Below are 23,116 nucleotides of genomic sequence, written 5' to 3'. Positions count from 1 at the left end.
TATTGAACGAAATCCTATTGGCATCCGACCTATGATGCAGAAACTACCTTGGCTGCAAATTTCGATCCTGGGCTCCCTACTTGGTCTCAATGTCCAGATGTATCAGTCGAGCCTCAATGTCTCCGCAGCCTTGGACGCGTTGGGGAATGAACCTCAGTCTGCCGTGGAGCTTCCGATCGCTGTTCAGAAAAAGCTTGATGAGGTCGACCGGCTGCGCGCAACGAATGCGGCGCTGAGCGCTGTCGTCAGTGCTGTGAATTTTGGTCCAGCGCGGGAGGAGGGGGTGACAAAGGTGGAGTCATTTCTGCCGCCCCTGCCGACACCTCCCCGGGTTGATGCGCCATTACCGGTTCCAACGAGCCTGCAGGCGTTTTTTAGCGGCGCTGCCGCTCCTGGTCCAACTGATCCATCAAAAAAGGAGTCGGACCCGAAAGGGAAAAGCGAAGCTCAGGGACGCATGTTGCTGTCACCGATCAGGTTTCGTGAGAACGGCGCCCTTGTGTATTTGGCGGCTGATGGCGTTGTGCGTGTGGTTTCTGCTAGCGAGCAGGTGTACGGCGTGAACTGCCGTTTCATCGGCGAAAAAGATGGCATGGCCGAATTCGAAATGCAGGGCAGGAAATTCACATTGCCTCTGATCATTGCCCCAAGTTGAAGTTAGCGGCGGAGAGTAATTGCATGAAAAAAAGTCTCACCATTTCGTTCGTCCTGTGCCTGGCAGGCTGTGTCACAAAACCTCCGCCGGCGGAGAACTTGAACAATGACCCCTTTGTGGGTCGCTTGGCAGCCGCGGCAGAACTAGCGCAGCGCGACCTCGAACGCCTCTCCCGTGCAGAAAATGCGATCGCCGATCAAAAGCGCACTGCTTTGGATCGCCAGCGTGAAGCCGTCTCCGTGGCAGCGGTTGTGCCTGGCTTCGACCGTACGACCCAAGAGGTCTTCACGCTGCCTTATCCGAAAGCCATTGAGCGGGTAGCAAACCTGGCCGGGTACAAGTTTGTCCCTGCAGTCACGCTCCCAAGCAATCCGCCGATGGTGAACATTGAGGGCAAGGGGCGAACCTTGAAAGAAGTGATGGCTCAGGTTATGGACCAGGTGCCCACGGACATGAAGCTTCACGTCTATGCAGCAACCAAGACCGTAGTCTTGGCTGCAAGGCAGCTTTGACGATGGGGATCCTGAAAATGAAAACCGTGCTGCTGGGCCTAATGCTGGGGATGGCCAGCTTCCATGTGCTGGGTGACAGCATCGCTCAAGAAGAGGCGATATCGCCGGAGCAGGCGCTGGTGGAAGTGAAGAAAAAGGCCAAGGAAGCACCCAGCCCGACAATGGACGACGACAAGCGACAAGAGCTCGCGCGTATTCAGTTAATGAGCGAGGCCGGTCGTAACTACGGTGTGCAACTGGGCCGGTATAACCGCTGGCTGGCACAGGCACGGCTGCTGGACAATCAGTCCGTGCAGCTCGATCAAAGCTTCCCGTTCGGCCGCTTGTATTTGAGGTCCGGGACACTCCAACCGCCAATCTTGGACTCAGCTGAAGATTATCGCGCGATCGAAGATGACGGCCGGTTGCGAAAACTGGTCGACAAAAATTTTCGAACCATGGTTCAGGCAAGGTTTCGCAACACGGCGCTGACGTGGCGTGATTTTCTTTTGCCGGATGACATGGCCAAACCGCCGCTTCCCCGGGAAACATTGCTTCCCCGCACCAGTGAAGAAAGTGAGCGCTGGGACAAGGCAATGCGCGAGGGGTGGGAGGAAGGTCGAAGCATGGCCATAGACGAAGCTGATCTGCGGCTGGAAGCCCTGCAGCGCGGCTTCCGCGGCATGGTCCTTTACCGGCTCTTGGCGCTCCACGGGATGATTGATCCTCCGCAGGTTATCGAGCGCCGCCCGGGTGAGGTCATCACCTCGGAAAGTGGCGATGAATTGTTGATCGGTGTTCGCGAGGAAATCATCTCGAAAGATGCTTACTTCGTGTCTGAACCCGGGCGTTGGAAGGCCCTTGACTATGGCTTCAAGGCACCAGGTGAAAAATGAACGATGACACCTTAGCCTCTGGTGGTTTCAATCAGGATGAGCAGCGCCAATTCTACGAGACGATGGTAGAGCGAAACCCTGAAGCTGCGCGCGATCTCCAGCATCTGGTCAGTGATGACATGCAGCGGCTCCAGGATCGCCGGCGCCGCGCAGAAGACATGCTGCCTGACACTTTGAGCAGGGGGCAGCTGTATACCCCACCCGAATCATTCAAGTCGCAGCAAGATGTGGATGATCTGCTTGCCTACGTGCACGATAAAGAAACCGCGGATCTCAAGTTCGGTGATGGTGAACCCCTCACAATGCGTGTCCAGGGAACCATCTACCGGCTCACTCATCGTGCCCTCACAAACGACGAAGTGCGGACAGTGATGAGTGTGTTGTATCACTCATCCTCGATCGTCACCTCTGTGCTGGGCGGTGAGCGGCGCGACTTTGCCTACACCTGCCGTCAGGGCTCCAAAATGGGCTCCCGTTGGCGGGTATGTGTGACGCTGCGTGGCAGTTATGACGGTATTGGGTTTCGCATCGTGATGCGCCGCATCACCATTGACCCGCCGACGGTGGCAGAAGTCTATCTGCAGGATGACATCGTCGACAGCGTGATGAAGCTGGACCGTGGTTTGATACTGGTCACTGGCCCCACCGGTTCAGGGAAGTCCACTTCGTTGGCTGCCCTATTGCGACATCGGTTGCAGTCGCCGCTCCACAGCGATCATCTGATCACCATCGAATCTCCAATCGAGTACCTGCATTCGGAGTATCCGCGTCCGTTCTCGGAGGTGACTCAATGGGAAGTACCCAGGATGCTGTCCAGTTTCTCCTACGCCGTGGAAACTGCACTGCGCTGCGACCCTGACCTGGTGCTGGTTGGTGAGATGCGCGACAAAGCAACCATGAAAGCTGCGATCGAAATCAGTCTTACGGGGCACGGCGGACTATCCACACTGCATACGTCGACCGCGGTACAGACCGTGACGCGGATCCTGCAGGCGTTCACTCCCGAGGAAATTCCTGCCGTCCAGTACGACTTGGTGGACAACCTTTCGATGATCGTTAGTCAGCTGCTTCGGCAGGGGCCGGATGGCCGCCGTGTGGCCTTGCGTGAAAGACTGATTTTTGATGGGCAGATCAAAGACCGGCTTCGCTCGGCGAAGAACCTGAGTCATGAACTGCGCAAGGTGATGGAGTCTCACGGGCGTTTGATGGTTGACGAGGCCCGTGAGGTCTACAAGGACGGTCGCCTGGCCAAAGCCGAGTTGGACCGAATTGAGTTCATGGACTCGAAAGAGAGGGCCGCTTTTCAATGAGCCAGGTTCAGGTCTACCAAGTCGCGGGCGACGCGTCGAGTTACGTGAGGGCTTGCGGCGAGCCGGAAGCTTTAGGCTATCACCCATCGTGGATCATGTTGGTCTTGATCGCGATCTTCCTGAATTTCTGGTTGATTCAGCTCCTCTGTGCACTGGGTATCGGCTTCATCATTTACGCAAAGCAACAAAACGCCACTCTGTTCGACATGGTTCGTCGCTTTCGCCGATGGACTGTTGGGAACAGCCGAAAACCTTTCAGGAGCAGGTCATGAGAAGTAAATGTGCGTTCGGTCTCGGAGTCGTCCTGATCGGTCAAGGGCTTTTAGCGATGGCCCAGGCGGGCGAGTTGGTGGTCCATGATGCCGTTGTCGTGAATGACGGGTCGACCAGGCTGGTCAACTGCCAGAACACCCGCGGGCTGTTTGTTCTGAATCGGCCACTGGCTCCGACTGAGGCCTATGTAGTCAATGCAGACATCAAAGATTCGTCCTTGAGCGATGCCCTTGCCAGGATCTTGCCTGCCGGCTGGCAGGTCCGCTACTCGTCACCCAACGTCGAGAATGAGCGTATCCGGCTGCGCACCCAGACCTACTGGGCGGATGCTCTGAAGATCCTGACGACCGATTTCAACCTATTCGCCATCGTAGATGGTGAGCGCCAGGAGGTGATAGTTGGCCGTTTGTGAAATCTCCGCGTACCTCGGGATCAAGGCCTCGGTTGATCTGCCGCAGATTCATTTCATTCGCCGGCCCCGCATGGAGGCTGACGACGCGATCTGTGTTCTGAGTCTGATACCTGAAGCTCAAGCCCACTTTTCGTTCGTTACCCTTCTGGAAGCGGAGGCCTGTTTCCTGTTCTGGAACGAGTTTCTGGCCATCAAACTGGAAATGACGAAGGGGCAGTACTTCCAGCTCCGGCGGCATGTGCTTTGGCGCAAGTACATGTTCGTCACACCGGCCGGAATGGTCGCGATGTTGGAGGACCTGGACGCAGCGGTGTACGTGCCTTTCGTGGATTTCCAAGCAAAATACGCGCTCAAAATTATCGACCCCTCTTAAATTTATCAGCGTAAATCGTGTATGCTATTGAATAGACAAAAGTAGATATCAGTTGGAGGACACATGACTGCAACTCAAGCTCGGAATGCCCACACAGAATCTTCTGCGCCATGGCCGCCGGAAGATCGTCCGGTGACCGGCGGAGATGTGCAGGAGTTCCTGGAGCGTTTTCACCTGGACATCAACTTGATGGAGGCGGTGTTCGCCATCCCGTCCCGGCGCTCTTGGTACGACATGACGGTGAAAAAGGCCGACGAAGTAGTGAACGTGCCGAAGGCCGTTCTCGTGCGTTTCTACTCGGCCTATCCGGAATTGATGCCGTTCTACACGACGGAAACGGCTGAAGAACTGCGCGGCCGGCTGAACCTCTCGCCGGCAGCGTTCGGTCTGCTTGTCGGTCGTCAGGAGATCAGTGTTCGTCAATGGAGTGCTGAGCGTGAGCCACACAAGGTGGTCATTCATCTGCTGTGGCTGATCCGCCAGTCCTTGAACATCATCGACGGTAACCTTCCAGTCCTGAACGGTGAGGAGATGCTCGCCGACCTGGTGCGTTTCAGCTTTCTGGAATGGAGTCTGCGCAAGGAAACCCCATCGCAGCGCCGAACCGATACTGCTTCCACCAATGCCATGCTTTTCAATGAAGTATTGAGCCTGGTTCCACAGGCCAGTTTGGCCAGGGCTACCCGAGGCTTTGATTTGAGCAGTGTGCTCAAACCGGCTCCGCACGCTGCCAAGAACGATTCTTCGTCGAACGTTTCCGTCTCTCCAGATGAGCGGCATCGCGCAACGCAGAGTGTTCGTGAGCGCAGGGTCGCGAACCAGTCCCTGAACAAGATGGGTGAGTCGTTCAAGCTGTGATGGAGATAGGAATGCGCCAAGATTACGGTGTTCTCGGTCTCGGGACGCGTGAAGGCAATCTGCGCTTCACGGAAGAGGTAACCGCTTGGCTTACCCAAATCGGCCAGGCCGCTGTTGAAAAAGGATTCGCTGAAAATCCTGAGGTCAAGACCAAGCATCCTCCGCTTGCCTCCAGATCTGTGGGGACGTTCGCGCTGTACCTCGTCTCTGCTTCAAATGCTGACAGGGGTGCCACGCTTGTGGTCACTCACCGAGATCAACGCAATCCGTTCAAAAGTGGCAGGGCTGACGGCGTCTCCATTCATGTGCAGGCTCGCGCATTGAAGGATGGGCGGTGGTTGAGCGAGAACTTCAAAACCGGGGCGATCCCGCTCATCTCCACGGATGATTTCGTTGTGTTGGATTTGCTGCAGAGCGTGTTGAGCCAGCAGGCCAACAAGCCGTCATGAAAGAAAAAGCCAGTCCTCGTTCGAGGCTGGTTCATCCAGAGTCCTTGCGTGCGCCTTTGCTGGATGCGCTGAGTGATCTCTTCATATCGTGTTGGCCAGATCCCGAGCTGTCGGTCGAACCTTTTGCGCAGGGGCTCAGCAGGGCCGTAGACGGGCTTCTCTGTGGCGACAACCAGGTTCAGTTGCCGTTGATCCCGTCCGGCTTGGTGGAAAACCTCATCCTCCATTCGGCGCGTCATTGCGATCGGGTGGTCCAGGGGTCTCGTGGCCGGCCGGTTTTGGGCTACAGTTTTCGCCTGGTGATCGAAGGCCGGAGGGTGGGTGCGGTGCTTTTGGTGGATGTCACTGGGACGCGGGGATCTGACCAGGCTCTGGTCTTCCTGCAAATAGCGGCCGTCTTCCAGGTCGATGAATTCGATCGGCACCGACACGCGATTTTGCGCAACGAGTACGAAGCTGAGGGATTGACCGATGCCCTGGTCGCCGAGTTGACCCCGAAGTCTCCTGTGAGCGAGCAGACGCTCGACTACGATCTCGATTTCGGTTCGGTCCCCAGCATGCGATAACCGCTTCGCGCTACTTCCACGGGTCAGCCTCTCCGCTAAGTACATCGTTGGTCGGTCGAGAATAACGTGTGACTCGATACTGATGGCTACTTGAATTGATAGGCACATGTGCCTAATATGATTGTCAATCGACGCTCCTTTGCGTCTGAAGACAGAGGGTAACCAGTTGCAGCAGCGGATTTTGTTCGGCGATGAAGCCGAGGCTCACTCGTTCTGGAAGGACAAAGAGTGGAAGACTTTTGCAGTGGATCTGGTCACCGGATCCGGCAAGAAAAGAAAGATCATCCATACGATGTATGTCCGTGCCAGGACTGGTGACGGCGCCGAAAGCTGTGCCAAGGAAAACGATCTTCGTAGAGTCCCCAGGACAACATATTGTGCTCGTCTTGCCGGTCCGCGTGAACTTGGATGTAGCTGAGTTCTACTGCAGTTGCGAGATATGGGAAATTATGAACAGATTAGCGATGCTTCACTAAATAGAGAGTCGAGGACACCATGAAGGTAAGCGAAGAGATAACCGCCCAGATCTGCGATGCTATTCCGACGGTCACTCCCCTATTGCTTGAATCGGTTTTCAACGTTGCGGGAAAGGATAGCCAGATCCTCTTTGACCAAGGTGAAGGGCGCCAGGTGATCGAAGGCAAGGTGTCATACCCTGACTATCTGCAGGTTCAGATCAGCGATGCCCAAGAGGCCATGCGTTTAGCGCAGCAACTTTTGAATGCGTGCGCCGATGCTATGCACAACTCGGGTGAACTGCGATCCCCTGTGACACTACTCGTTGCTGGACAAGCTTCACTCAGCGAGTAAGGGGGTAAACATCCGTGGACCACGATTTGAAGAAACTTGAACAACGTGCCCTGAACAGTTCAGCCAAAGCCAGCTCACTGATTCGCAAGCTGGCGGTTAACTCGCCTCATGCTTCCGTCGATGCGCTGGAGCAACATGTGGTTGAGCTAAAGGCCATTAGAAGTGAGTTGGCCGACCGTACCGGTCGCAGCGCGTTGGAATAAACCGATGGAGAGGGATATGCGCAAGTTGAACGCCGAGCAGCGTGTGAGGGCTGTCCTGGATGCGTTACCAGGTGGCCGCTTCTTCAGCTCAGCCCGGGGGGTGCCGTTGGCAGTGTTTGGCGACAAAAGCGTGTGCTGGTTCGCCAAAAATCAGCATTACAGGATTTTCCATGGCTTTGGCGTGCCAGGCCCTCAAAGGCGCTTTGACTACCCGGACATCCCTGGCGTTGTCGGCCATTTCGACGGGTTGAATGCGACAAAGAAATGCACACCTGTTGTTGCCGCCGAGCAGTAGCCTCAACGGAGATCCCGCCCTGGTATTCAACAAGCCCAGCCATCGCTGGGCTGCGGACGTAGAAGGACGCCCATTCTCACGTCCGCGAAAACGAGGAATCTATGAAGTTTATTTTTGCTGCGGCGATGATCTTGATCACTACATCGGCTCAAGCAACTGAGGTTGCCAAGGCGGCCCCGTTGGTCATTGAAACTATTGTTCCGAAGATGACGTCGGATAACACTACATGGCGGGTAAAGGTGACTGCTGGCTATATCGTGAAGCCAGGTGTCAGTACCCACGTTGAGGTGATGACCTTCGATATCCCCTCGGGAGAGTGCCGATCTGGCATATCGAAAATCGTCTCAATGCAGGGATTCGACGCGAAGGTTACCCAGAAGTTGTGCGCTGGTAAGGTTGATGGTCAGAGCGTGATCCTCGGCTGGTTGGTGGCTGACAAAGTTGATCAGGAGCCAATGTCGCAAATCGACTTAGCGAGCCTGAATTACGGAGAGCGGATGTACTTTAGGTTCGATGGAGGCGAGCTGATCGCTGAAGCTTCGATTTATCGCGTTGAAGCCAAGAAGCTGTAGCTCGGAGAATACTCGCACCAGGTACACCACAAGCCCTGCCCTGTGCGGGGCTTGATCAGTAGACGCGCCCTAGTTCGCCGGCCGGGGGTTGGTTAGCGCGTATAATTGCCGAAAGGGCTGTCATCGACAATTCCGTCGCGTACATCCACAGGATCTGCAGGAGTGTGGCGAACGTTCGTCAGATCCATCGTTTTCATGGCGAGATTCGCGAATGTCAGCCGGGCGCCGGGTTTGTCTCGGTGATTCAACTGGGCAAACACCGCGCCGGTGTCGAGAGCGTAAACGTTTCCAAGTTTCTGCAGCCCTTCCCATTGAGGGGTGTGCCCTACAAACAAACGGCCAACTCCTACCACTCCTGAGTCGTCCTTCGAATTAAGCCTGGTGCGGCCCCACAGCGCGGTCTCGATCACCTGTTCGTTCCCTTCGTCGAGCTGCTGCAGGAATGTTTGCCAGGTCATGCCCGCGGGGACGTCCGCATGGACCAGTCCAACGGTCCCCCGGGTGGTCTCGATCTGGATAACCAGGGGGAGCCGGCGAATTGATTTGAGAATGTCCTTTTGCGCATCTGCAGGTGTGTCCAACCACCAGTTCAGTCCATTGCGTTTGGCTGCCCACTCCACGACCTCAATTGGCCGATCTACCAGCGGGTCGGAATAGAGCTGCATCAGCATGTCTTCGTGATTACCTCGGACAGCATGCACGTATGGCTGGGCAAGGAAGCGAGCTGTACGGTGGGAGCCCGAGCCCCGATCGATAAGGTCGCCGACAGCGAATAGTCGGTCAACTTTGGGATCAAACTGGGCCTGCCTCATTCCTTGGATTACCAGGTCGTAGGCGCCATGTATGTCACCGCAACCGAAATCCCTACCGTGAACATTCAGGGGTAGATGAACGATGCTGGAGGAGGGAGGGGGGCTTCTTTTTAGCATATCGGTCACCGTAGCGTAAAAATTCAGATTGGCTTCCCGGAATTGCAGAGATGGACTTTGGCAAATTCGGGCTGGTAGTCATCGGGTGGGGGTGGACTTATTGCTACAAGGTGATCTCGGGGGTGAGGGGGGTGATCAACGCTGCGCGGTCATGTGTATTTTTTATTGTATTTTTTTTATGTGATTGTCTGCCCAAGCTTCGCTTGGGCCCATGTAACGCGAAGCGAAAGATTGACCTGTCCGATTAAGCTGGGGTTGTCACAGCTTCTTTCTTCCAGGCGTTCCTGGCCACTTGATAAAGTTGAGCTGGCTGCAGCGTGGCTGGAAACTCATCACTTTCAATGACGGTGAGATTGAATTTTTTCGTGATCAATCGCCAGTGGAATGCCGGTATTACGAGAAACTGGTTTGACCAACCCGTGCTGACCAAGGTTTCCCGACGTGTAGGAGAGTCGAGCATCAAACAGGCTCTGGTCCCGCGCTCGTTCAACGGGATGATCACTCCGCGAGCGTTGTTGGCCGACTGAGACTGGAGAAACCGATAGAGGTCGCTTTTGACGTACCGTTCGCTGTAGAGGGATTCCAATTGGTAAGGAGTATTCACGGTGGGCCTCAGAGCTTGGATGCGACGCGAGTGACGTCGACATGGCGGTCGTTATCTTGCTTATGGTCATAGATCCTCAGGGTTTGTTCTGAGGATTGCCCAACGGTAGTAAGGATGGTCTTGACTGGTACGTTGTCATCGATCAGGGCTGTGATGAACGTGTGACGAAACCAGTGGTTGCTTGCCTTTTGCAGCAGTGCGGTCGCGCGCTGCGCCTCGGGCGGCATCAGGGTAGCCGCCAATTTGGCGGTACTCTTGACGATATCGAGGACCATTCGGCTGTTTAACCCCGACTTCCCTTCGACCCACTTTCTGGGTGGACACAACGGCGTGAGCTCGTCTGCTGCTGGTATGCGCGGCAGGCCGTGGCTTTCGCGCCAAGGCATCAGAACACCGGTGATGTAATCGACTGGCAGCGGCACGGTCCTGAGCTTGCCCCCCTTCCCGCGGAGTTTGATCCACCATCCGGATCGATCTTCATAGACCTGTGATTGTTTGGCGTGCACCAGTTCGCTCACCCGAGCCCCAGTAACTGTCAGCGTTCGAATAATGAGCGTGTACTGTGAACGTTTGGCCAGGAGGCTTGGGGACGTGTCAGGCATCGCCGCCAAGGCTTGTTTGATGGCCCGTGCCATCTTGTCATCGAACCAGCGATCCTTCGATTCGACGGCCGCAGATGAACTGGTGTCCACCCCATCATTCATGGATGAGCCGATTCGTGCCTTGTTTGCCATCGGGTCGCTGTGGATGTATCCCGATTTCAACCAAACGGTAAACATCGCGCGTATGGCGTTGAAGGCATGGTTTGTGGAGGTGATTGATAGCCCCGAAACGAAGGGGCGCCATTCAACTGAGCCGCGCGGATACTTTCTCCCAGAGCACCAGCGGCTACGTGGCTGCGGATCCGCCAGAAATTCTTCGTACCGTTCCAGGTCGTTGTCGGTCAGCTGAGAAATCAGCAGGTGCTGGTCGGAGGCCCAGAGCCACAGCCGGGCGATCTCTGTCTGATATCGGCGAAGGGTGTGGGGGGAGTTACGCCACTTATAAAAAAATTTGCCGATCGCGTTCAGCTCCATTTCAACGGAGTTGAGTTCGCGTTCTACCGTTGCAGGCGCAAGGGCAACCTCAGTCCCGGCGAGGATCTTTTCAGCCATCTGGTCGACGGGGTTGCGTTGCATACTTATCCACTGCTCCTGTGGAAAACTCTGTGGGTTGCATCACCAGATGCAGCTACCAGGCAGCTGTGGCTGCCTGATCGTTATTTGATCAACTACATCGAGTTGCCCGGGCCGTTATGTTCGATCGAAGATTCCTCCTCGAAGTTCGGCACTTCCTCGGCGGGGGCCTCCCGCCGGGAGGCAGGCCCAGAAAAGTGGATCACCTTGCTCGCGGTCTGCAGTCGTGAGTTTAACTCGTTGACTGTAGCCTGCAGGTCATTGACCTGGGACTCCAAGGCTTTATTGGCCTGCAGCGCGCTGCACAGGTCGAGGGCGGTGTCTTTGGCGAGCGAGGTAACGCGACGCCGCTCTGCCGAGGTGGCTTTCAAGGCTCCCTCCAATGCCTGTTTTACTTGAACCAGGTTCTGGGTATGTTCAGTCAGCGCGATCACTGTCCGCTCAAGCGCGGACTTGCTGGCTTCGAGGGCAGCCATTTCAGCGCGCTGGCGGCTGATCAATTCGTCACGCTGAGCCAGTTGCTCTGCGCTTGACGATTGCTGGTTCTGCCAGTTGGTGACGGCTTCGTCGAGCTGACGCTGTATCCCTTCAATTTGATCGATGTGTTGTTGGATGCTGTGTTGCAGCGACTGCACTTGTTGTTCGCTTTCCCCATTCTGCTGAGTGAGCTGAACAACTTGTTCGCTAAGGTTGCCCTGGGTCAGCGTCAGCGCGTCGATACGGCCGGATTGGTCTGCAATTGTACCTTGCGCCGCACCGAGCTGTTCCTTCAGTTGGGTTTCATTTTTTTGAATAAGGGTCAGTGCTTGTTGTGACTTGAGGATTTCTGCTTGCAGTTGACCGATGGTGTTGTCCCGGGCAGCAAGGTCGTCCTGCAGTCGCTGGATCAAGCCCTCGGCCGTGGTGATCTGGGAGCGCAGGTCCTGGATCGTCAACGATGATTCGTTGTTGGCCTGATTTGCAGCTTCAAGAAGGCCTTCAACGTGTCGGAGTGAGCTCGTCAGTGTCTCCAGAGCCTCCTTGTTGGTGCGCAATGCCTGGTTCAGTTGCAAGTTTTCAGCCAGGTAGCCACTGACCTGATCCCGGAACATCGTCTGGATTTTTTCCAGTTCTGGGGTTTCCGCGGCCTGTGTAGTGACAGCCACAGCCAGTTCATTTTGCCGGCGCTCGTTCAATGCGCCCCGGACGCCGTTGAGCTCGTTTTGAAGACGCTCAATTTCTTCTGCCTGCAGGGCAACTTTGGCCAGCAGGTCTTCAGATTGCCCTGTGGCCGGAGCCGAGACTGGTTCGAACGACGGGGCCACTGCCTTTTCGTGCCGGATCTGTTCAAGGTCCTGAAGCGTCTGTTCGTGCCGAGCGGAGAGGTCGGTTAGCTGGGTGGTGAGCTTGGTCACTTGCTCGCGCAGTGCTTGTGTGGGTGCGGCCGAGTGTTGGCTCGCAGAAAGCCGCTGCCGGAAGTCAGCATTTTGCTCGGCGAGCTGTTGGTTGGTTTGCAGCTGAACGCGCAGCTTTTCCCGGTGGCCACTGATAAGCCCTTTGCGATCGAGCAGGCTTAGCAGTCCTGTGCTCCGGTCTTCCGTCAGGACCTTGTTCGCCGTCTCTACGATTCTTACCAGATCGCTTCGCTCCTGCGCGGCGTTGTGGATGGCCACGGCCATTTCCTTGCGCAGGCTGACAAACCGGTAAATGTGGCTTCGGAGCAGGTCGATGTTGAGACTGTGCTGAGCATCGTCAACAAGCCGGCGGACGTCCGCGTCGCTCAAGCTGAAATTTGATTGCATAACATGCTCCAAAACTGTGGATTGTTTCAATGTGCCTATGGTAGCCAACAACGCCATGCATAGAAAGGCCTTTAGAGGCTTTATAAGCCCTCCTTACGTTGCGCAATGATTTTATAATGTGTAGTCTAAAGAAAAACATTGCGAGACAATTTAATGCGTATTTCACGCGCTCGGCAGAGCGGGTTCACAATCCCAGAACTGCTTATCACCGTCGTTATCCTGGGCATCATTGCGCAGGCGCTGTCGTCGCTGTTCCCGCTACTGGGTGGGCTGAGCCAGATTGAGTACTCGGACCGGCAGAAAGTGACCAATGCGGCCATCGGAGCCGCAATGGAGTCCTGGGCGGCGTCGCAAAGCCCTTTGGGTCAACTGCCAGTGCCCTACACCGGCGCCGGCTTGACGAATGCGCCACTCGACCCCAATAGCGCGGCGGTCACGGATCTTGCGCTCATGGATCTGATCAGGCGGTCACGCGTCGACCCTTCCAGCTTTGTTGATGACGCCTCGGCGATGCACAACGTGAGGGTTTATCAGCGCCTGACCGGGCTTACCGAAGCCGTCCCGCTGTTTCGAAGCACTGGTCCAAGTGCGACCCTGACTTATCAACTTGGTGTCCTGTACACAACGGCTTGCACCCGCACCGGTAGCGTCTGCAATCCCAACGCGGCGCTTGGAATCCCTGGTCAAAGTCCGGTCTTGACGCTGGCGAACCGGCAGACCTGGGATGTAACGGACCCAGACCTCGGGGCGGTCTATGTTTCGACGCTTGGCCTACAACGCAGCAGGCTCGACATGACTGCCGAGCGGATGCGGAAAATCACCAATGAGCTGGTGCGGTACTTCAACTTGATGCGTATCAGCGCCGCGCCGACGGCGACGAACAATTTCTATCCCGCTGCGACGGCCGTGAACCTGGCCGGCGGTAACCCTGCCTCGAATATGGGATGCCGGGATGGTTGGTACAGCCTTGACGCCGCGAACGTTGATGTCTTGAGCAAGCTTGCTCTGCCACAAGCCGAGTACGGCGTAACCCCGTGGGGCGGACGAATTCAGTACTGCAGAGATTATGACCCCTTGGGCACCAACGGTGCGAACGCAGAGCCGCACTACGGGGCCTTGCGAATCAATGGGTCTGTGAGTCTTGGTCAAGCCCCCACCGGGGTATTGGCCAGTGATCTGGTCATCACCTTCTAGTGATGGTTTTGAGCGAAAAACGAAGAGGAAGAAACATGATTCATACAGCCAACCGCCGCGGTAAACAAAAGGGTTTCACCCTCGTTGAGATGCTCATCGTGATCATCATCATCGGCATTGTCGCAGCCATCGTCTATCCGCTGATCAACAACGGCATCACGGGTAAGTCCAACGCGCAGAAGATGATGTCCGTTTCGCAAAACGTGGTGCGATCGATCGCGTTGATGAACCAGACAATGCGATCGCCAACCACCGTGACTTCCAACCCGCTGACGGCATCGGGAAACACGATTTTGGATGCGGTGATCATGGGTGACAAAGTCGCCGGCATCATTTCAGCGACCTACGCGCCGCGCTATCAAACGTCCGGCATTCGAAACATGTCCGACGCGGTCATCGTTGTCACCCAGCCAAGTGCCGGTTCGCCTGGCGTGTACATGATCGGCGACAGCGTCATGAGCCTGGTCAATATCAACTCTCGCCAAATCGGGGTGGTGTTAACCAACGTTCCGACGGATATGGTGCAGGAGATCTTCCAGAATCGGGAGGGGAGTATCACGTTTGACCCGGCTACAACTCGTACAACTGGTGTTGTCCGTTACACAGCAGTGTCGGGTACTACTCACCCAACGCTGACCCTTGTTTATGACCTGTAAGGACTGATCATGCTGGTTATGGTGGTCGTGTTCCTATTTGGCGCCTTGATGGCCGGAATGACCGGCTGGGCCTGGATTCTTCAGGAAAATATCTACGAGCACCGGGCCAGACTGGACAGTTATTACGTCGAACAGGCGTCAGACGCTCTCCGGATGCGCCTCGCGCGCACCGGCGGGCTGGGGACTGTTTCGCTGACTGATATTACGTCCACGGATGAGGGGTTTCGTCTCAAAAGCGCAAATCCGGACCGTTTGTATTTTGCAAGTGCTACCAACGTCTCCGATGGTGTCTGGCGTTTTGATCGGGCCCTGGTGTATTCGCTGGATGATAACGGCGACCTTTCATGGGATCCGCTCGCTGTTTCCAGCAATACCTGCTCTGCCACGGAGGGGTTTGCAACATCGGCTTCATGGTGCGGCCCTTCGACCGGCGTTGCCTATGACCTGATTGAGACCCGAGAAACCTATCTGGCTTTGCTCACGGATGAAGCCATGCGAATGCAGGTAACGCTGCAGAAGTTAGGCCGCGGGTTCTCGGTCATGGAGCACAACACGTTTCCACGAGGGCCAATTGCGATCGGCAACGCGAACACCATTTGTGCAGCCGGCGGTGGACCTTGTGTCAACACTTCGTGTGTGTCGCCCGTGATGCTCAATCAGACGCCACTGGACTGTTCCGACCAGTTTTCACGATGGGGACAGCCCGTGGTGTTGAACGTGCTTACTGCGAAGCATGTGGCTCTTGTATCAACAGCGACGACGGTGCGCCGTGCAGCCGGTACGTCGCGGCAAATAGCTCGCGAATTAAGGGTTCCCTGATGTCACAAGATGATGATGTTCTTCAGCGTATCGCCAATGGCTTTCTTCGTGATTGGGGATGGCCGAATGACGCACCCGAGCCGGTGCGGCAATTTGCACTGACTGTCGCTCGATTGAACCCAACTGGAGGACAACTGACAGGCAAGATCGTGTGCCTTCTCGGCCATATCACCGAAGAGCAGGTGGAGTCCCGGAGCCACGAAAAACCGAATGCCCGGGAGCCCTATTTCCAGTATCTGACTCGCCTGTTCCCTCAGCTGAGTCGATACGAAGTTGAGGTAATGGCAGTCAAGGACCGCTTGCCATATTACGCCAAGCTTCCAGACACCCTGGTGCCTCACCCCCTCATTGCGAGTGATGCTGTTCGTGATGAGTGCGAGAAGATCGCTGGCTTGCTCACGAGCATGCCGTCTGGCGACAACTGCCTGATTTTTTCAAGCTATGAAGAGATGCTGCGTTACCGGCAGCGCGGTGTTTCCGAGGAGGCTGTAAGCCCTCTGGCCACCGGGTTGAAAACCGAGCGCCGGGTATTACGTTTTGCATTCGCGCCGCGGGCCGAGGTCATTACTCCCCTGCGCAATGCGCGCAAAGACAGTAGCGGGGCGGACACGGGTGCCAAGGTCGGTCGACTTTACTACGCCGACCGTACTCGCGGGCCTGAACGCAACACCGCCATCGACCTGTTGGAAACAGGTATTTCACGCAAGGCAACAGACCTGTCTTTACGTGTTCTTGAAACAGGTGAAGGCGAGATTTATTACCGCGAAAACGGCATACGACTTTACACCTACCGGATCACCCTGCAGGACCGGATTGAAGTCACAAACTATCTGATGCAACTGTCGGGAGCGAACCCTTCCGGTACTCGCCTGATGAAGCCCAAAACAGGGCGGATGTTTTATAAAGGGCAGAACCTTTCGTTTGAAATGCGTTGTTCGTTCATCCCGGGCGACAACTCAACCGCCTTTAATGACGACGACCAGGTCGTGTCCATCTCGATGCGGTATCTGCCCAACGAAGATGGAGATGGTTTCGTCGATATCGATGGGCTGAGTTTTGTACCTGAGGTCAAGGAACACTTGATATCGGCCCTGAACGTGAAGAGGGGGATTATCCTCCTGGTCGGCCCGACGAACTCCGGTAAGTCAACGACTCTGGCTGCGTTTCTGGGACAGCACTATCTCATCTTCGGCGACACGCTAAAGCGCCTGTCGCTGGAGGACCCGAAAGAGCGGACTTTGATCGGTGTCGAACAGTTCAGTTTGCCGAGTTCGGACGTCTACGAGCCGTATTTGGAAGGCTTCCTGCGCCATGACCCGGACGTCATCTTGTTGTCCGAAATCCGCTCCAGGGCAAGCGCGGAGGTCGCCACCCGGGCGGCGCTTACAGGTCACCTGGTGCTGTCGACGTTCCACGCCACGGAACCGGTGGAAGGTTACACATCGCTGGCCCACTTACTGAGTGAGGAGCGACAGAACGACTTGCTTCAGGCACTCGTGATGATCATCACCCAGCGATTGGTGCCGCGGCTGTGCCCTATCTGTTCTGTAGAGCGGGTCCCCACTGAATCGGAGTGGTCCAAGTTTCGGTACAGCATGGCCTTGCGCGGCATGGACGTGGATGGGTTGGATATCAAAAAAAATAAGATTCGCTTTCCGACTACGAGCCGGGAAAGGCCTGGGCACAGTTGTGACAAATGCAACGCAACGGGTTTCGTTGGTGTGTATCCGGTCCACGGCATCCTCGACTTTACGAAGGAAGTCAAAAAGCTTCTGCGCCAAGGGCAGTTTGAGGAAGCCGCTGAGAAACAGGCATTTACGCTTGAGCGGCAAGCCATCGACGCCCTGCATGCCGGCCTAATCGATTTGTCGGGAGTCAGTACCTAATGGCCAGCAAGATAAAAATGCTCAGCTTGCGTCAGCAGATTATGTTCGCGCGGAACCTCGGGGCCTTGCTCAGTGCCGGCATACCGATGGCTAGTGCGCTAACCCGACTCTCATCGCTGCTACCCAAGCAGAAAGACAAGCTCGCGGAGATGTCCCAGCAGGTGGCATCGGGGCGATATCTATCCCACACCTGTCAGGGGCTTTTGCCTGAGGAAATCATTGCGGCCATTGTCGTCGGTGAGCAGTCCGGGAAGATGGTGCCGGTGATGTTCGAGATCCGTGACACGTTGATGATGAAGGTGCGGATGATCAAAACCGCACAATCACTGGTGCAGCCTGCAGTGATGCTTCTGATGGGCATCACCGTGTTTATTGGATTTATCCTGGGAGTGATCCCGATCCTGTCTGAAACCTCATCGAAGCTCCAACCGCGCGGCCGTCAAACCGAGCGAGGCATGTTGATGGAGGGACTGGTCAATCTTTCGGAGTTCTTGCGTAACAGCGGGCCGTATCTCATGGCATTGCTGGCGATCGTTATCGTTGTCCTGATCGTTTACGGGCGCACTCCCCAGGGGCGGATGACGATGTTTTCCTGGGTCCTCAAAGTCCCGTTTTTGGGAAGCGCGATCAAGAACATTTCCTTCGCCCTTTGGGCTCGCTATCTCGCGCTAATGTGGCGAGCAGGTTATTCCGACATGCCGAAGGCGATCGGGATCACCATGAAGTCGATACCTGCAGTTTTTCGCGAGGGTGTCGTGAGATACCAGGCGGATATGGTGCTGGGTAAAGGGTTGGGTGCGGCCTGCGATCCGGAGCGCCTGGATCCGAGCGATCCGCGGCAGCAGTGGCCAGTTTTTCTGCAGGTTGCCCTGCAGATTTCTGAACAGACCATGGAGACGGACGACCAGCTGACTACGGCGAGCGTTTACCTGCTTGAGGATGCCGAAACCACCATCAACAGGATGGTTGAGTTCTCGAAAATTTTCGTTCTGGTTCTCGTAGCCGGCTCGGCTGCGCTACCAATCATCGCGTACATGTTCGAAGTGGTCACCATGGTCGGTAACACATTGTCGGGCCACATGAGATAGGGGAGCAACATGCGCGTCATTTCTGAGGCTCGTTCACTGATAACGGCCGAATATCGCCCTGGTGAGATTGTCTACCTTGCAGGAGAAGCGGCTTATGTCACGTTGGATGCTACATCCCCCGTGTTTGCTGACATGCAAATGCAGCCGCCTCGTCCGGCGAGTTTCAGGCTCCTAGGCGACGGTGCAAGCCTTCACGTCGGGGTGCCGAACGCAATCATGGCGGAGGTTGCGGCGCAGCCGCGGGTGAAGTTTTACCTGCTGGCCGATGCCTACCTTCATTACATGCGCAAGCTGAGGGGGAATTTTCTTTTTGTCGGTGGAGCGGCAACCGAAACTGACACCAACCTTGAATTTTTTCTGGTAGCGGATGGTCGCGTCGTCCAGGTGGTCGACAAGCGTTTACCGGCCATGGGCTCTGGGGACTTCCCATCGCAGTTCTTGCTGGCTTTGAACGACGTATTGAATCGCAGCGGCACCAAGGACGACCTGCCGGTCTACTGGGCGTTCCCGCTGGAGCTACCCGAACGACTGATGGACAGTTTCAGGATAATCCCTGTCCCGGTTGAGAAGCTGAATCTCAAGCGACTGAGACTGCGCGCACTGAGGTCGGGCAGTGCAAAGGAGAGCCCGCTGAGGGCCCTGGCCTATCCGTTGGTAGGTCTTGTTTTTGGGGGCTTGGTCGCCGCGGCATTGGTTGGCTATCAGTGGGTGCGCTACACCGACCTGCAGAAAACGTTTGATCTTGAAGTGCAGGGCGTGAGCGGCATTTACGAACAGGGTTCGGCGATGCTCAACACACTATCGAGCCAACAGCGAATGCTTGATAAGCCGCCGATACAGGGCGATTTGATCCGTCGCTGGACAACATTGGCGGCTGCGTCTGTAAAGAGCGGCGCCGAAGTCAAAAGGATCCTGGTGTTCGGCCCTGGTGCTTCGAATCATGGTTTGGGTGGTCGTGCCACTGATTTCGAGATGGATTTGAAAGTACCGCTCGACCCCACGATTCCAGACCGTGTTTTCGCCAAGCAGTTGCTCACTAAGTTGGCCGAGGAGTCCGGATACGAGATGTGGCTGCGTCCAGGCGAAACCCGTTCTGCAGAAGGCGCGCGGATCATCGAAGTTGAGGGGGTTTGGAATGTCCAATGAACGTGTTGTGGGTGTGGTCGCCGGCGTGATCGTGGCCCTAGCCATTGGATTGGGCGGTTGGAAAGCCTCCACCGGCATCGGCCAAGCCGTGTCGGCACAAGCCAAGGCGTTAGAAAATCTTCGAACATGGAAGGCTGCGTACCAGGCCCTTTTGCCTGTTCGTGAGCGGTGGAAAGAAGCCTTTTTAGTAGCGGCCGAACCCGGCCGACAGGATCTGGTCGGCATTGGTCAGTCCCTGCGTCTCGGCAGCACCGGCCTTCAGTTCAACATCAACACACTGCGAAGCGATCGTGTAGAAGCTGTTGTGTTCGAGGGCAGTCCCGTTGGGTTGCTTCGAACGTGTGTCGCCGGCGGCGATCAAACCGGCCTGCAAGTGTCTGCTGATTCAATGAGGGCCATGCTGAGGGGCATCAACAGTCTCGTGCGGCATGATATTGAACTCAATCGATTGGACATCACCTCGTTGAACGGGAAGCCTATGGCGACTCTTGGCGGGCTTTGCGTACTGGTTCGCCAGGAGGGGTAAAGCAAATGAGCAGTTTTGGTCAGGTTGGAAATCGAATTTCCTCGAACCATGTGTTGTTGATGCAAGGTGCAACGGTCGCTTTTGCGCTGCTGGTCGCGGTGTACGGAGCGCCGCCGCTTGCAGGCAAGTTCTCTCATCTGTCGATCAAGGGGTATGTCAACGAGATTGCCCCGAGCGTAACCGTGACAGGTAATCCCCAGGCTTTACCAGGAGCGATGGCGTCGCCGGCGGTAAGCAACGATCCGGCCGAGCCAGACCTGGCTTTGCTGGACGATATCTTCGTTCCGGCGTCCGCTCCTCAGGAGGATGAGACCGCACTGAAGACCGCAGCAGCTGAGCAGCAGTTGAGGAATCAGTTGGCCTCGGTAAGGCTTGGTGGCATCACAACCGGTGGAGCCTTTATTAACGACCGGTTTGTCCGCTCTGGCGGCGCCATTGGCATGACGGTTACTGCTCCTGGAGGGCAGCCAGTATCGGTAATCGCCCGCGTCACCGGGTCTTCGGTCACCCTGGTCGCTGGTGAGTATTCCCATCGCATTGAGTTCACGCGATGAATTTCAACTGGGCACTACTGGGTCTCCTCAACCCCTTTGAAGAAGGCAGCCGCAAGCAGCGGTTATCGGTCGCCGCCGGTTGTCTGTCGGTGCTGCTCATTGTGGGGTGGGTTGGAGCTGATACGGGATTTGGCCGGGCGTCGGGCCTGGCCGAAGTGAAGTACCGTATTCAGATGATGGGCAATGCACTGTTTTGGGAGTACCGCGCTTCCACTGGCCGATCAGTCCAGGGGGAGGTAGGCAAGACATACCGAGGCTACATCGACAAAGGGCAGAAATCGTTCCTCCTGGTGTATCTCTATGACGGCGAAGGTCGCCGTCGTCAGGTCGTCAGTCTGGCCAACGTGAACAACGAAACGGTAGAGCTGACATCGTTCGCGGAGCGCTACCGTGGTCAGTCCTTGCGCTTCGATCTCTTCAGTCTCCCGACTGAAAAGTACCCGCGGGCACTGATTTGGAACATCGACGTGCCTCTGAACCTGGATGTGATCGAGGAGGGCGGAGGCCCGGACATAAATCCGCCGACGAACGTTGTTGATCGAATTTTCGCGAACTATTACTGGCGCCTTTTTCAAAAGGGTCATTGAGGGTCGACGCTACCTATCTGCAGCTGAGCGTGTCGTCGCTAAGGCAGACGCTCGCGCTCTAAAGTCATCAGCTGCTGGAACAGATGCAGTGCAACCAGGTTACCGCCGAAACTGTCACGCCAGGCTTGATGTGTGGTTTTGTAGAGTTTGTCGATGTCCGCGATCACGTTGCGATACCTGACGATCTCAAGTACCAATCGTCGTATGTCAGAGTCGGCATGCTGCGACCAGATTGCGCGTAACTCGGCCTGTGTGACCGGACGGAACGGCGGTAGTTTGTGGGCCATGATTGATACCTGATGCTGTACATGTAAACAGTATCATGGCGCACGCGTAATGATGCGACCAGTCATCCACTATGAGCTGGGGGCCGACCTGGTATTGCGGCTCCAGCGCTGCCAAATTTCTGGGCCGCGCAAGCAGCGACAGACAGAATCATCGACTGCAGTCGGTGCCCGTTTACATAATTGTGAGCTTGAATAATGAGAAAGCCGTCTTTGCGCGAGTGGGTCAACGAGAACAGATCCGAGCTATCGGATCGCTTTGCTGAAAAGTACGGTAACCAGATTCAGGAATGGGCCGACTTCGCGGAGTACGAGTTTGACCAGGCCTTCCCAAGGGTCGAAGCGAACCTCTCGCCGACTTCGACTGAAACTCACGCAGCCGATGAGCTGGTCGAAGAGTCGACACACACACCAGGCCCCCGATCGTGAGGGCCACGACCTTCTAGGCGAGCGCGCCAGCCTATAAAGGGCTGGCCTCAGAATTTGAATTCATATTCAGCAGCCGGTGGGGTCTCGCGCAGTTTTTGTGCTGCGCGCTGGATCATTCTTTCCGCCACTGGGCGCGCGTCTTCAATCCACGCTTCTGAGTGGTCTTTACGAAATCCCTTCCAAAGGCGAACCCGTTCTTCCGCCGGAGCGAGACTGACTTCTCTTGCCATTTTTGAAATGCTCATCGCCCGCTGCACGGCAGCGCCCATGGTGCTGTTCATACTGCGCAGGGCTGTGACCAGATCGGCTGGAGACTCGTGAATGGTGTCGATCCGTCGGTGTTCCAGGGAGCTGATCGCGGCTTCGTGTAGGTATTCCGGCAAAGCCATGACCCGGCTGAAAAAGGTGATGGAGTTGATCCGCGGTGGGAGACCTACCAGCAGGCCAGCAAGCAGTTGTTTTTCGCTGCGCTCTCGATCCAAATTCACCGGGCTACCAGACCGCGGGCTCAAAAAGTACTCTGGTTCGCCCTGCAGGGTGATTGAGAGGTAGAGTTGCCGCCCTGCATCGACCACGGGGTATAAGGATTGGTGACCATGGGGAATATCAAACTCACTCGGGTGGATATCCCGATCTTTTGGGAGAGCCGTTCCGTGCTCAAATGGGAATGACCAAGTCAGTGCCGGATTCTTCATTGTACGCGGCCTTCTTCAATTGAGACTGCAATAGGAAAACATATATAAAAATAGCACATCACGAGCAGGGTGCCACGCCTTGCCTGTTAGGTGTGGTAAGTGTATTCTCGTGAGTATGCGTTAGTAAACAAATGGAGTGCGCTGAGTGATTAAGCCCCTGGATGAAGCTCGGCTTTTGGACATCGAAAAGGCCAGCAGTGACCATCGTAAGACCTCTGCCGCACTGGCGAAGGCTGTGGCCGCGGCATTCCCAAAAGGCACGCGTGTACGAGTGCCGATGGGCAAAGGGACAACGGAGGGAGTGGTATGTGACAAGCCATGCGTGGAAGATCCAATGCGTGTTCCAGTTCGTCTCGCCTGCCGCCGTGATTTTCAGCGGAGCATCCTTTTTAACGAGGTCGAGTTGCTCGATGACCTCTTTGAAGAGCGCTCCTAGCTCGGTGAAGATGGACGTCCTGTCTGTCTGGCGAGCAATTTTCTCATTCCCCGGTCATGTACGGAAGCTCACATGTACTGTGCAGCTTACAAAAAGTTTACAAATTCACGGAAATTCACGAAAAAATTCGGCAGAGTTGCTGAACGTTCCCTGAACAGACATGA

30 protein-coding genes are annotated in these 23,116 nt (G+C 55.9%); 23 read left to right on the top strand and 7 right to left on the bottom strand.

Going from position 1 to position 23,116, the window contains the following annotated elements; genetic code table 11:
- The first annotated feature begins 31 nt into the window (after positions 1-31).
- From AC1ROI_RS26095 to AC1ROI_RS26055, 9 genes are all read left to right on the top strand, one after another.
- Positions 32-655, top strand: coding sequence for a hypothetical protein (locus AC1ROI_RS26095; RefSeq protein ID WP_102595610.1), 624 nt, complete (start codon positions 32-34; stop codon positions 653-655).
- Between the two features lie 23 nt (positions 656-678).
- Complete coding sequence (locus tag AC1ROI_RS26090; RefSeq protein ID WP_054076295.1) at positions 679-1,167, top strand: DotD/TraH family lipoprotein; 489 nt, start codon at positions 679-681, stop codon at positions 1,165-1,167.
- 17 nt (positions 1,168-1,184) lie between these two features.
- Entirely contained in the window at positions 1,185-2,042 is an 858-nt protein-coding gene (locus tag AC1ROI_RS26085; RefSeq protein ID WP_102595622.1) for a type IV secretory system conjugative DNA transfer family protein, read from the top strand.
- The gene (locus AC1ROI_RS26080) at positions 2,039-3,352 is read left to right on the top strand and encodes a type IV pilus twitching motility protein PilT (RefSeq protein WP_102595609.1); all 1,314 of its coding nucleotides are present in this window, start codon (positions 2,039-2,041) and stop codon (positions 3,350-3,352) included. The genes AC1ROI_RS26085 and AC1ROI_RS26080 overlap by 4 nt, the downstream gene beginning before the upstream one ends.
- Before the next feature lie 268 nt (positions 3,353-3,620).
- A complete protein-coding gene (locus AC1ROI_RS26075) occupies positions 3,621-4,037 on the top strand; it encodes a hypothetical protein (protein WP_054076249.1) in 417 nt (138 codons plus the stop codon).
- Positions 4,024-4,410, top strand: coding sequence for a hypothetical protein (locus AC1ROI_RS26070; RefSeq protein ID WP_102595608.1), 387 nt, complete (start codon positions 4,024-4,026; stop codon positions 4,408-4,410). Before AC1ROI_RS26075 ends, AC1ROI_RS26070 begins: the two co-directional genes overlap by 14 nt.
- A gap of 63 nt (positions 4,411-4,473) precedes the next feature.
- Positions 4,474-5,268 (top strand): hypothetical protein, encoded by a 795-nt coding sequence (locus AC1ROI_RS26065; RefSeq protein WP_146012966.1) that lies wholly within the window; start codon positions 4,474-4,476, stop codon positions 5,266-5,268.
- 11 nt (positions 5,269-5,279) lie between these two features.
- Positions 5,280-5,717, top strand: a complete 438-nt coding sequence (locus tag AC1ROI_RS26060) for a hypothetical protein (RefSeq protein WP_102595606.1) — start codon at positions 5,280-5,282, stop codon at positions 5,715-5,717.
- The gene (locus AC1ROI_RS26055; RefSeq protein ID WP_102595605.1) at positions 5,714-6,283 is read left to right on the top strand and encodes a hypothetical protein; all 570 of its coding nucleotides are present in this window, start codon (positions 5,714-5,716) and stop codon (positions 6,281-6,283) included. Before AC1ROI_RS26060 ends, AC1ROI_RS26055 begins: the two co-directional genes overlap by 4 nt.
- Before the next feature lie 124 nt (positions 6,284-6,407).
- On the opposite strand, the gene AC1ROI_RS26050 is transcribed toward AC1ROI_RS26055, so the two are convergent.
- Complete coding sequence (locus AC1ROI_RS26050; RefSeq protein ID WP_158243836.1) at positions 6,408-6,572, bottom strand: hypothetical protein; 165 nt, start codon at positions 6,570-6,572, stop codon at positions 6,408-6,410.
- Between the two features lie 206 nt (positions 6,573-6,778).
- On the opposite strand from AC1ROI_RS26050, the gene AC1ROI_RS26045 reads away from it, so the two are divergent.
- The 4 genes from AC1ROI_RS26045 to AC1ROI_RS26030 all read left to right on the top strand — a co-directional run bounded on the left by AC1ROI_RS26045 (position 6,779) and on the right by AC1ROI_RS26030 (position 8,163).
- Positions 6,779-7,093: a hypothetical protein gene (locus AC1ROI_RS26045; RefSeq protein ID WP_102595604.1), complete on the top strand. Its 315-nt coding sequence runs from the start codon at positions 6,779-6,781 to the stop codon at positions 7,091-7,093.
- A 14-nt stretch (positions 7,094-7,107) separates the two neighbouring features.
- Positions 7,108-7,296 (top strand): hypothetical protein, encoded by a 189-nt coding sequence (locus AC1ROI_RS26040; protein ID WP_102595603.1) that lies wholly within the window; start codon positions 7,108-7,110, stop codon positions 7,294-7,296.
- Between the two features lie 16 nt (positions 7,297-7,312).
- Complete coding sequence (locus tag AC1ROI_RS26035) at positions 7,313-7,591, top strand: hypothetical protein (protein ID WP_146012967.1); 279 nt, start codon at positions 7,313-7,315, stop codon at positions 7,589-7,591.
- Between the two features lie 101 nt (positions 7,592-7,692).
- A complete protein-coding gene (locus tag AC1ROI_RS26030) occupies positions 7,693-8,163 on the top strand; it encodes a hypothetical protein (RefSeq protein WP_102595601.1) in 471 nt (156 codons plus the stop codon).
- A gap of 92 nt (positions 8,164-8,255) precedes the next feature.
- Here the strand turns inward: AC1ROI_RS26030 and AC1ROI_RS26025 are convergent, their stop codons facing one another.
- The 4 genes from AC1ROI_RS26025 to AC1ROI_RS26010 all read right to left on the bottom strand — a co-directional run bounded on the left by AC1ROI_RS26025 (position 8,256) and on the right by AC1ROI_RS26010 (position 12,652).
- On the bottom strand, positions 8,256-9,092 hold the full coding sequence (locus tag AC1ROI_RS26025; RefSeq protein ID WP_102595600.1) for a metallophosphoesterase: 837 nt from the start codon (positions 9,090-9,092) through the stop codon (positions 8,256-8,258).
- A gap of 244 nt (positions 9,093-9,336) precedes the next feature.
- Complete coding sequence (locus tag AC1ROI_RS26020) at positions 9,337-9,696, bottom strand: hypothetical protein (RefSeq protein WP_102594795.1); 360 nt, start codon at positions 9,694-9,696, stop codon at positions 9,337-9,339.
- Between the two features lie 8 nt (positions 9,697-9,704).
- A complete protein-coding gene (locus AC1ROI_RS26015) occupies positions 9,705-10,874 on the bottom strand; it encodes a tyrosine-type recombinase/integrase (protein WP_102594794.1) in 1,170 nt (389 codons plus the stop codon).
- Positions 10,875-10,966: 92 nt separating this feature from the next.
- A complete protein-coding gene (locus AC1ROI_RS26010; RefSeq protein WP_102594793.1) occupies positions 10,967-12,652 on the bottom strand; it encodes a coiled-coil domain-containing protein in 1,686 nt (561 codons plus the stop codon).
- A 153-nt stretch (positions 12,653-12,805) separates the two neighbouring features.
- On the opposite strand from AC1ROI_RS26010, the gene AC1ROI_RS26005 reads away from it, so the two are divergent.
- The 9 genes from AC1ROI_RS26005 to AC1ROI_RS25965 are packed head-to-tail and all read left to right on the top strand — an operon-like array spanning position 12,806 to position 21,108.
- On the top strand, positions 12,806-13,846 hold the full coding sequence (locus tag AC1ROI_RS26005) for a type II secretion system protein (protein WP_102594792.1): 1,041 nt from the start codon (positions 12,806-12,808) through the stop codon (positions 13,844-13,846).
- A gap of 35 nt (positions 13,847-13,881) precedes the next feature.
- Positions 13,882-14,502: a prepilin-type N-terminal cleavage/methylation domain-containing protein gene (locus tag AC1ROI_RS26000; protein WP_102594791.1), complete on the top strand. Its 621-nt coding sequence runs from the start codon at positions 13,882-13,884 to the stop codon at positions 14,500-14,502.
- 9 nt (positions 14,503-14,511) lie between these two features.
- Entirely contained in the window at positions 14,512-15,321 is an 810-nt protein-coding gene (locus AC1ROI_RS25995) for a hypothetical protein (RefSeq protein WP_158243832.1), read from the top strand.
- The gene (locus tag AC1ROI_RS25990; RefSeq protein ID WP_158243831.1) at positions 15,321-17,207 is read left to right on the top strand and encodes a GspE/PulE family protein; all 1,887 of its coding nucleotides are present in this window, start codon (positions 15,321-15,323) and stop codon (positions 17,205-17,207) included. The genes AC1ROI_RS25995 and AC1ROI_RS25990 overlap by 1 nt, the downstream gene beginning before the upstream one ends.
- Entirely contained in the window at positions 17,207-18,295 is a 1,089-nt protein-coding gene (locus AC1ROI_RS25985; protein WP_102594789.1) for a type II secretion system F family protein, read from the top strand. The genes AC1ROI_RS25990 and AC1ROI_RS25985 overlap by 1 nt, the downstream gene beginning before the upstream one ends.
- Before the next feature lie 9 nt (positions 18,296-18,304).
- On the top strand, positions 18,305-19,441 hold the full coding sequence (locus AC1ROI_RS25980) for a hypothetical protein (RefSeq protein ID WP_102594788.1): 1,137 nt from the start codon (positions 18,305-18,307) through the stop codon (positions 19,439-19,441).
- Positions 19,431-19,967, top strand: a complete 537-nt coding sequence (locus AC1ROI_RS25975) for a hypothetical protein (protein WP_146012984.1) — start codon at positions 19,431-19,433, stop codon at positions 19,965-19,967. The genes AC1ROI_RS25980 and AC1ROI_RS25975 overlap by 11 nt, the downstream gene beginning before the upstream one ends.
- A gap of 5 nt (positions 19,968-19,972) precedes the next feature.
- Positions 19,973-20,521 carry a hypothetical protein gene (locus AC1ROI_RS25970; RefSeq protein ID WP_102594786.1) on the top strand — a complete coding sequence of 183 codons (549 nt, stop codon included), beginning with the start codon at positions 19,973-19,975 and terminating at the stop codon, positions 20,519-20,521.
- On the top strand, positions 20,518-21,108 hold the full coding sequence (locus tag AC1ROI_RS25965; RefSeq protein WP_102594785.1) for a hypothetical protein: 591 nt from the start codon (positions 20,518-20,520) through the stop codon (positions 21,106-21,108). Before AC1ROI_RS25970 ends, AC1ROI_RS25965 begins: the two co-directional genes overlap by 4 nt.
- A gap of 38 nt (positions 21,109-21,146) precedes the next feature.
- On the opposite strand, the gene AC1ROI_RS25960 is transcribed toward AC1ROI_RS25965, so the two are convergent.
- Both AC1ROI_RS25960 and AC1ROI_RS25955 read right to left on the bottom strand, forming a co-directional pair.
- Positions 21,147-21,395, bottom strand: a complete 249-nt coding sequence (locus AC1ROI_RS25960; protein ID WP_173677535.1) for a hypothetical protein — start codon at positions 21,393-21,395, stop codon at positions 21,147-21,149.
- Positions 21,396-21,868: 473 nt separating this feature from the next.
- Positions 21,869-22,516 carry a hypothetical protein gene (locus tag AC1ROI_RS25955; protein ID WP_102642669.1) on the bottom strand — a complete coding sequence of 216 codons (648 nt, stop codon included), beginning with the start codon at positions 22,514-22,516 and terminating at the stop codon, positions 21,869-21,871.
- A 145-nt stretch (positions 22,517-22,661) separates the two neighbouring features.
- Between AC1ROI_RS25955 and AC1ROI_RS25950 the strand changes: the two genes are divergently transcribed.
- Positions 22,662-22,952 carry a hypothetical protein gene (locus AC1ROI_RS25950; protein WP_102594781.1) on the top strand — a complete coding sequence of 97 codons (291 nt, stop codon included), beginning with the start codon at positions 22,662-22,664 and terminating at the stop codon, positions 22,950-22,952.
- Positions 22,953-23,116 lie beyond the last annotated feature (164 nt).

Source organism: Pseudomonas sp. GW823-FHT02C02, assembly GCF_058797635.1.
The sequence above is the reverse complement of the archived record's forward strand: the minus strand, read 5'-3'. Positions and strand labels throughout refer to the sequence as shown.

Excerpts from the sequence above, each read along its gene's own strand:
- AC1ROI_RS26095 (WP_102595610.1), top strand. The coding sequence starts at position 32 with ATGATGCAGAAACTACCTTGGCTGCAAATTTCGATCCTGGGCTCCCTA.
- AC1ROI_RS26090 (WP_054076295.1), top strand. The coding sequence starts at position 679 with ATGAAAAAAAGTCTCACCATTTCGTTCGTCCTGTGCCTGGCAGGCTGT.
- AC1ROI_RS26085 (WP_102595622.1), top strand. The coding sequence starts at position 1,185 with ATGAAAACCGTGCTGCTGGGCCTAATGCTGGGGATGGCCAGCTTCCAT.
- AC1ROI_RS26080 (WP_102595609.1), top strand. The coding sequence starts at position 2,039 with ATGAACGATGACACCTTAGCCTCTGGTGGTTTCAATCAGGATGAGCAG.
- AC1ROI_RS26075 (WP_054076249.1), top strand. The coding sequence starts at position 3,621 with ATGAGAAGTAAATGTGCGTTCGGTCTCGGAGTCGTCCTGATCGGTCAA.
- AC1ROI_RS26065 (WP_146012966.1), top strand. The coding sequence starts at position 4,474 with ATGACTGCAACTCAAGCTCGGAATGCCCACACAGAATCTTCTGCGCCA.
- AC1ROI_RS26060 (WP_102595606.1), top strand. The coding sequence starts at position 5,280 with ATGCGCCAAGATTACGGTGTTCTCGGTCTCGGGACGCGTGAAGGCAAT.
- AC1ROI_RS26055 (WP_102595605.1), top strand. The coding sequence starts at position 5,714 with ATGAAAGAAAAAGCCAGTCCTCGTTCGAGGCTGGTTCATCCAGAGTCC.
- AC1ROI_RS26050 (WP_158243836.1), bottom strand. The coding sequence starts at position 6,572 with ATGGATGATCTTTCTTTTCTTGCCGGATCCGGTGACCAGATCCACTGC.
- AC1ROI_RS26045 (WP_102595604.1), top strand. The coding sequence starts at position 6,779 with ATGAAGGTAAGCGAAGAGATAACCGCCCAGATCTGCGATGCTATTCCG.
- AC1ROI_RS26035 (WP_146012967.1), top strand. The coding sequence starts at position 7,313 with ATGCGCAAGTTGAACGCCGAGCAGCGTGTGAGGGCTGTCCTGGATGCG.
- AC1ROI_RS26030 (WP_102595601.1), top strand. The coding sequence starts at position 7,693 with ATGAAGTTTATTTTTGCTGCGGCGATGATCTTGATCACTACATCGGCT.
- AC1ROI_RS26025 (WP_102595600.1), bottom strand. The coding sequence starts at position 9,092 with ATGCTAAAAAGAAGCCCCCCTCCCTCCTCCAGCATCGTTCATCTACCC.
- AC1ROI_RS26015 (WP_102594794.1), bottom strand. The coding sequence starts at position 10,874 with ATGCAACGCAACCCCGTCGACCAGATGGCTGAAAAGATCCTCGCCGGG.
- AC1ROI_RS26010 (WP_102594793.1), bottom strand. The coding sequence starts at position 12,652 with ATGCAATCAAATTTCAGCTTGAGCGACGCGGACGTCCGCCGGCTTGTT.
- AC1ROI_RS26005 (WP_102594792.1), top strand. The coding sequence starts at position 12,806 with ATGCGTATTTCACGCGCTCGGCAGAGCGGGTTCACAATCCCAGAACTG.
- AC1ROI_RS26000 (WP_102594791.1), top strand. The coding sequence starts at position 13,882 with ATGATTCATACAGCCAACCGCCGCGGTAAACAAAAGGGTTTCACCCTC.
- AC1ROI_RS25995 (WP_158243832.1), top strand. The coding sequence starts at position 14,512 with ATGCTGGTTATGGTGGTCGTGTTCCTATTTGGCGCCTTGATGGCCGGA.
- AC1ROI_RS25990 (WP_158243831.1), top strand. The coding sequence starts at position 15,321 with ATGTCACAAGATGATGATGTTCTTCAGCGTATCGCCAATGGCTTTCTT.
- AC1ROI_RS25985 (WP_102594789.1), top strand. The coding sequence starts at position 17,207 with ATGGCCAGCAAGATAAAAATGCTCAGCTTGCGTCAGCAGATTATGTTC.
- AC1ROI_RS25980 (WP_102594788.1), top strand. The coding sequence starts at position 18,305 with ATGCGCGTCATTTCTGAGGCTCGTTCACTGATAACGGCCGAATATCGC.
- AC1ROI_RS25975 (WP_146012984.1), top strand. The coding sequence starts at position 19,431 with ATGTCCAATGAACGTGTTGTGGGTGTGGTCGCCGGCGTGATCGTGGCC.
- AC1ROI_RS25970 (WP_102594786.1), top strand. The coding sequence starts at position 19,973 with ATGAGCAGTTTTGGTCAGGTTGGAAATCGAATTTCCTCGAACCATGTG.
- AC1ROI_RS25965 (WP_102594785.1), top strand. The coding sequence starts at position 20,518 with ATGAATTTCAACTGGGCACTACTGGGTCTCCTCAACCCCTTTGAAGAA.
- AC1ROI_RS25960 (WP_173677535.1), bottom strand. The coding sequence starts at position 21,395 with ATGGCCCACAAACTACCGCCGTTCCGTCCGGTCACACAGGCCGAGTTA.
- AC1ROI_RS25955 (WP_102642669.1), bottom strand. The coding sequence starts at position 22,516 with ATGAAGAATCCGGCACTGACTTGGTCATTCCCATTTGAGCACGGAACG.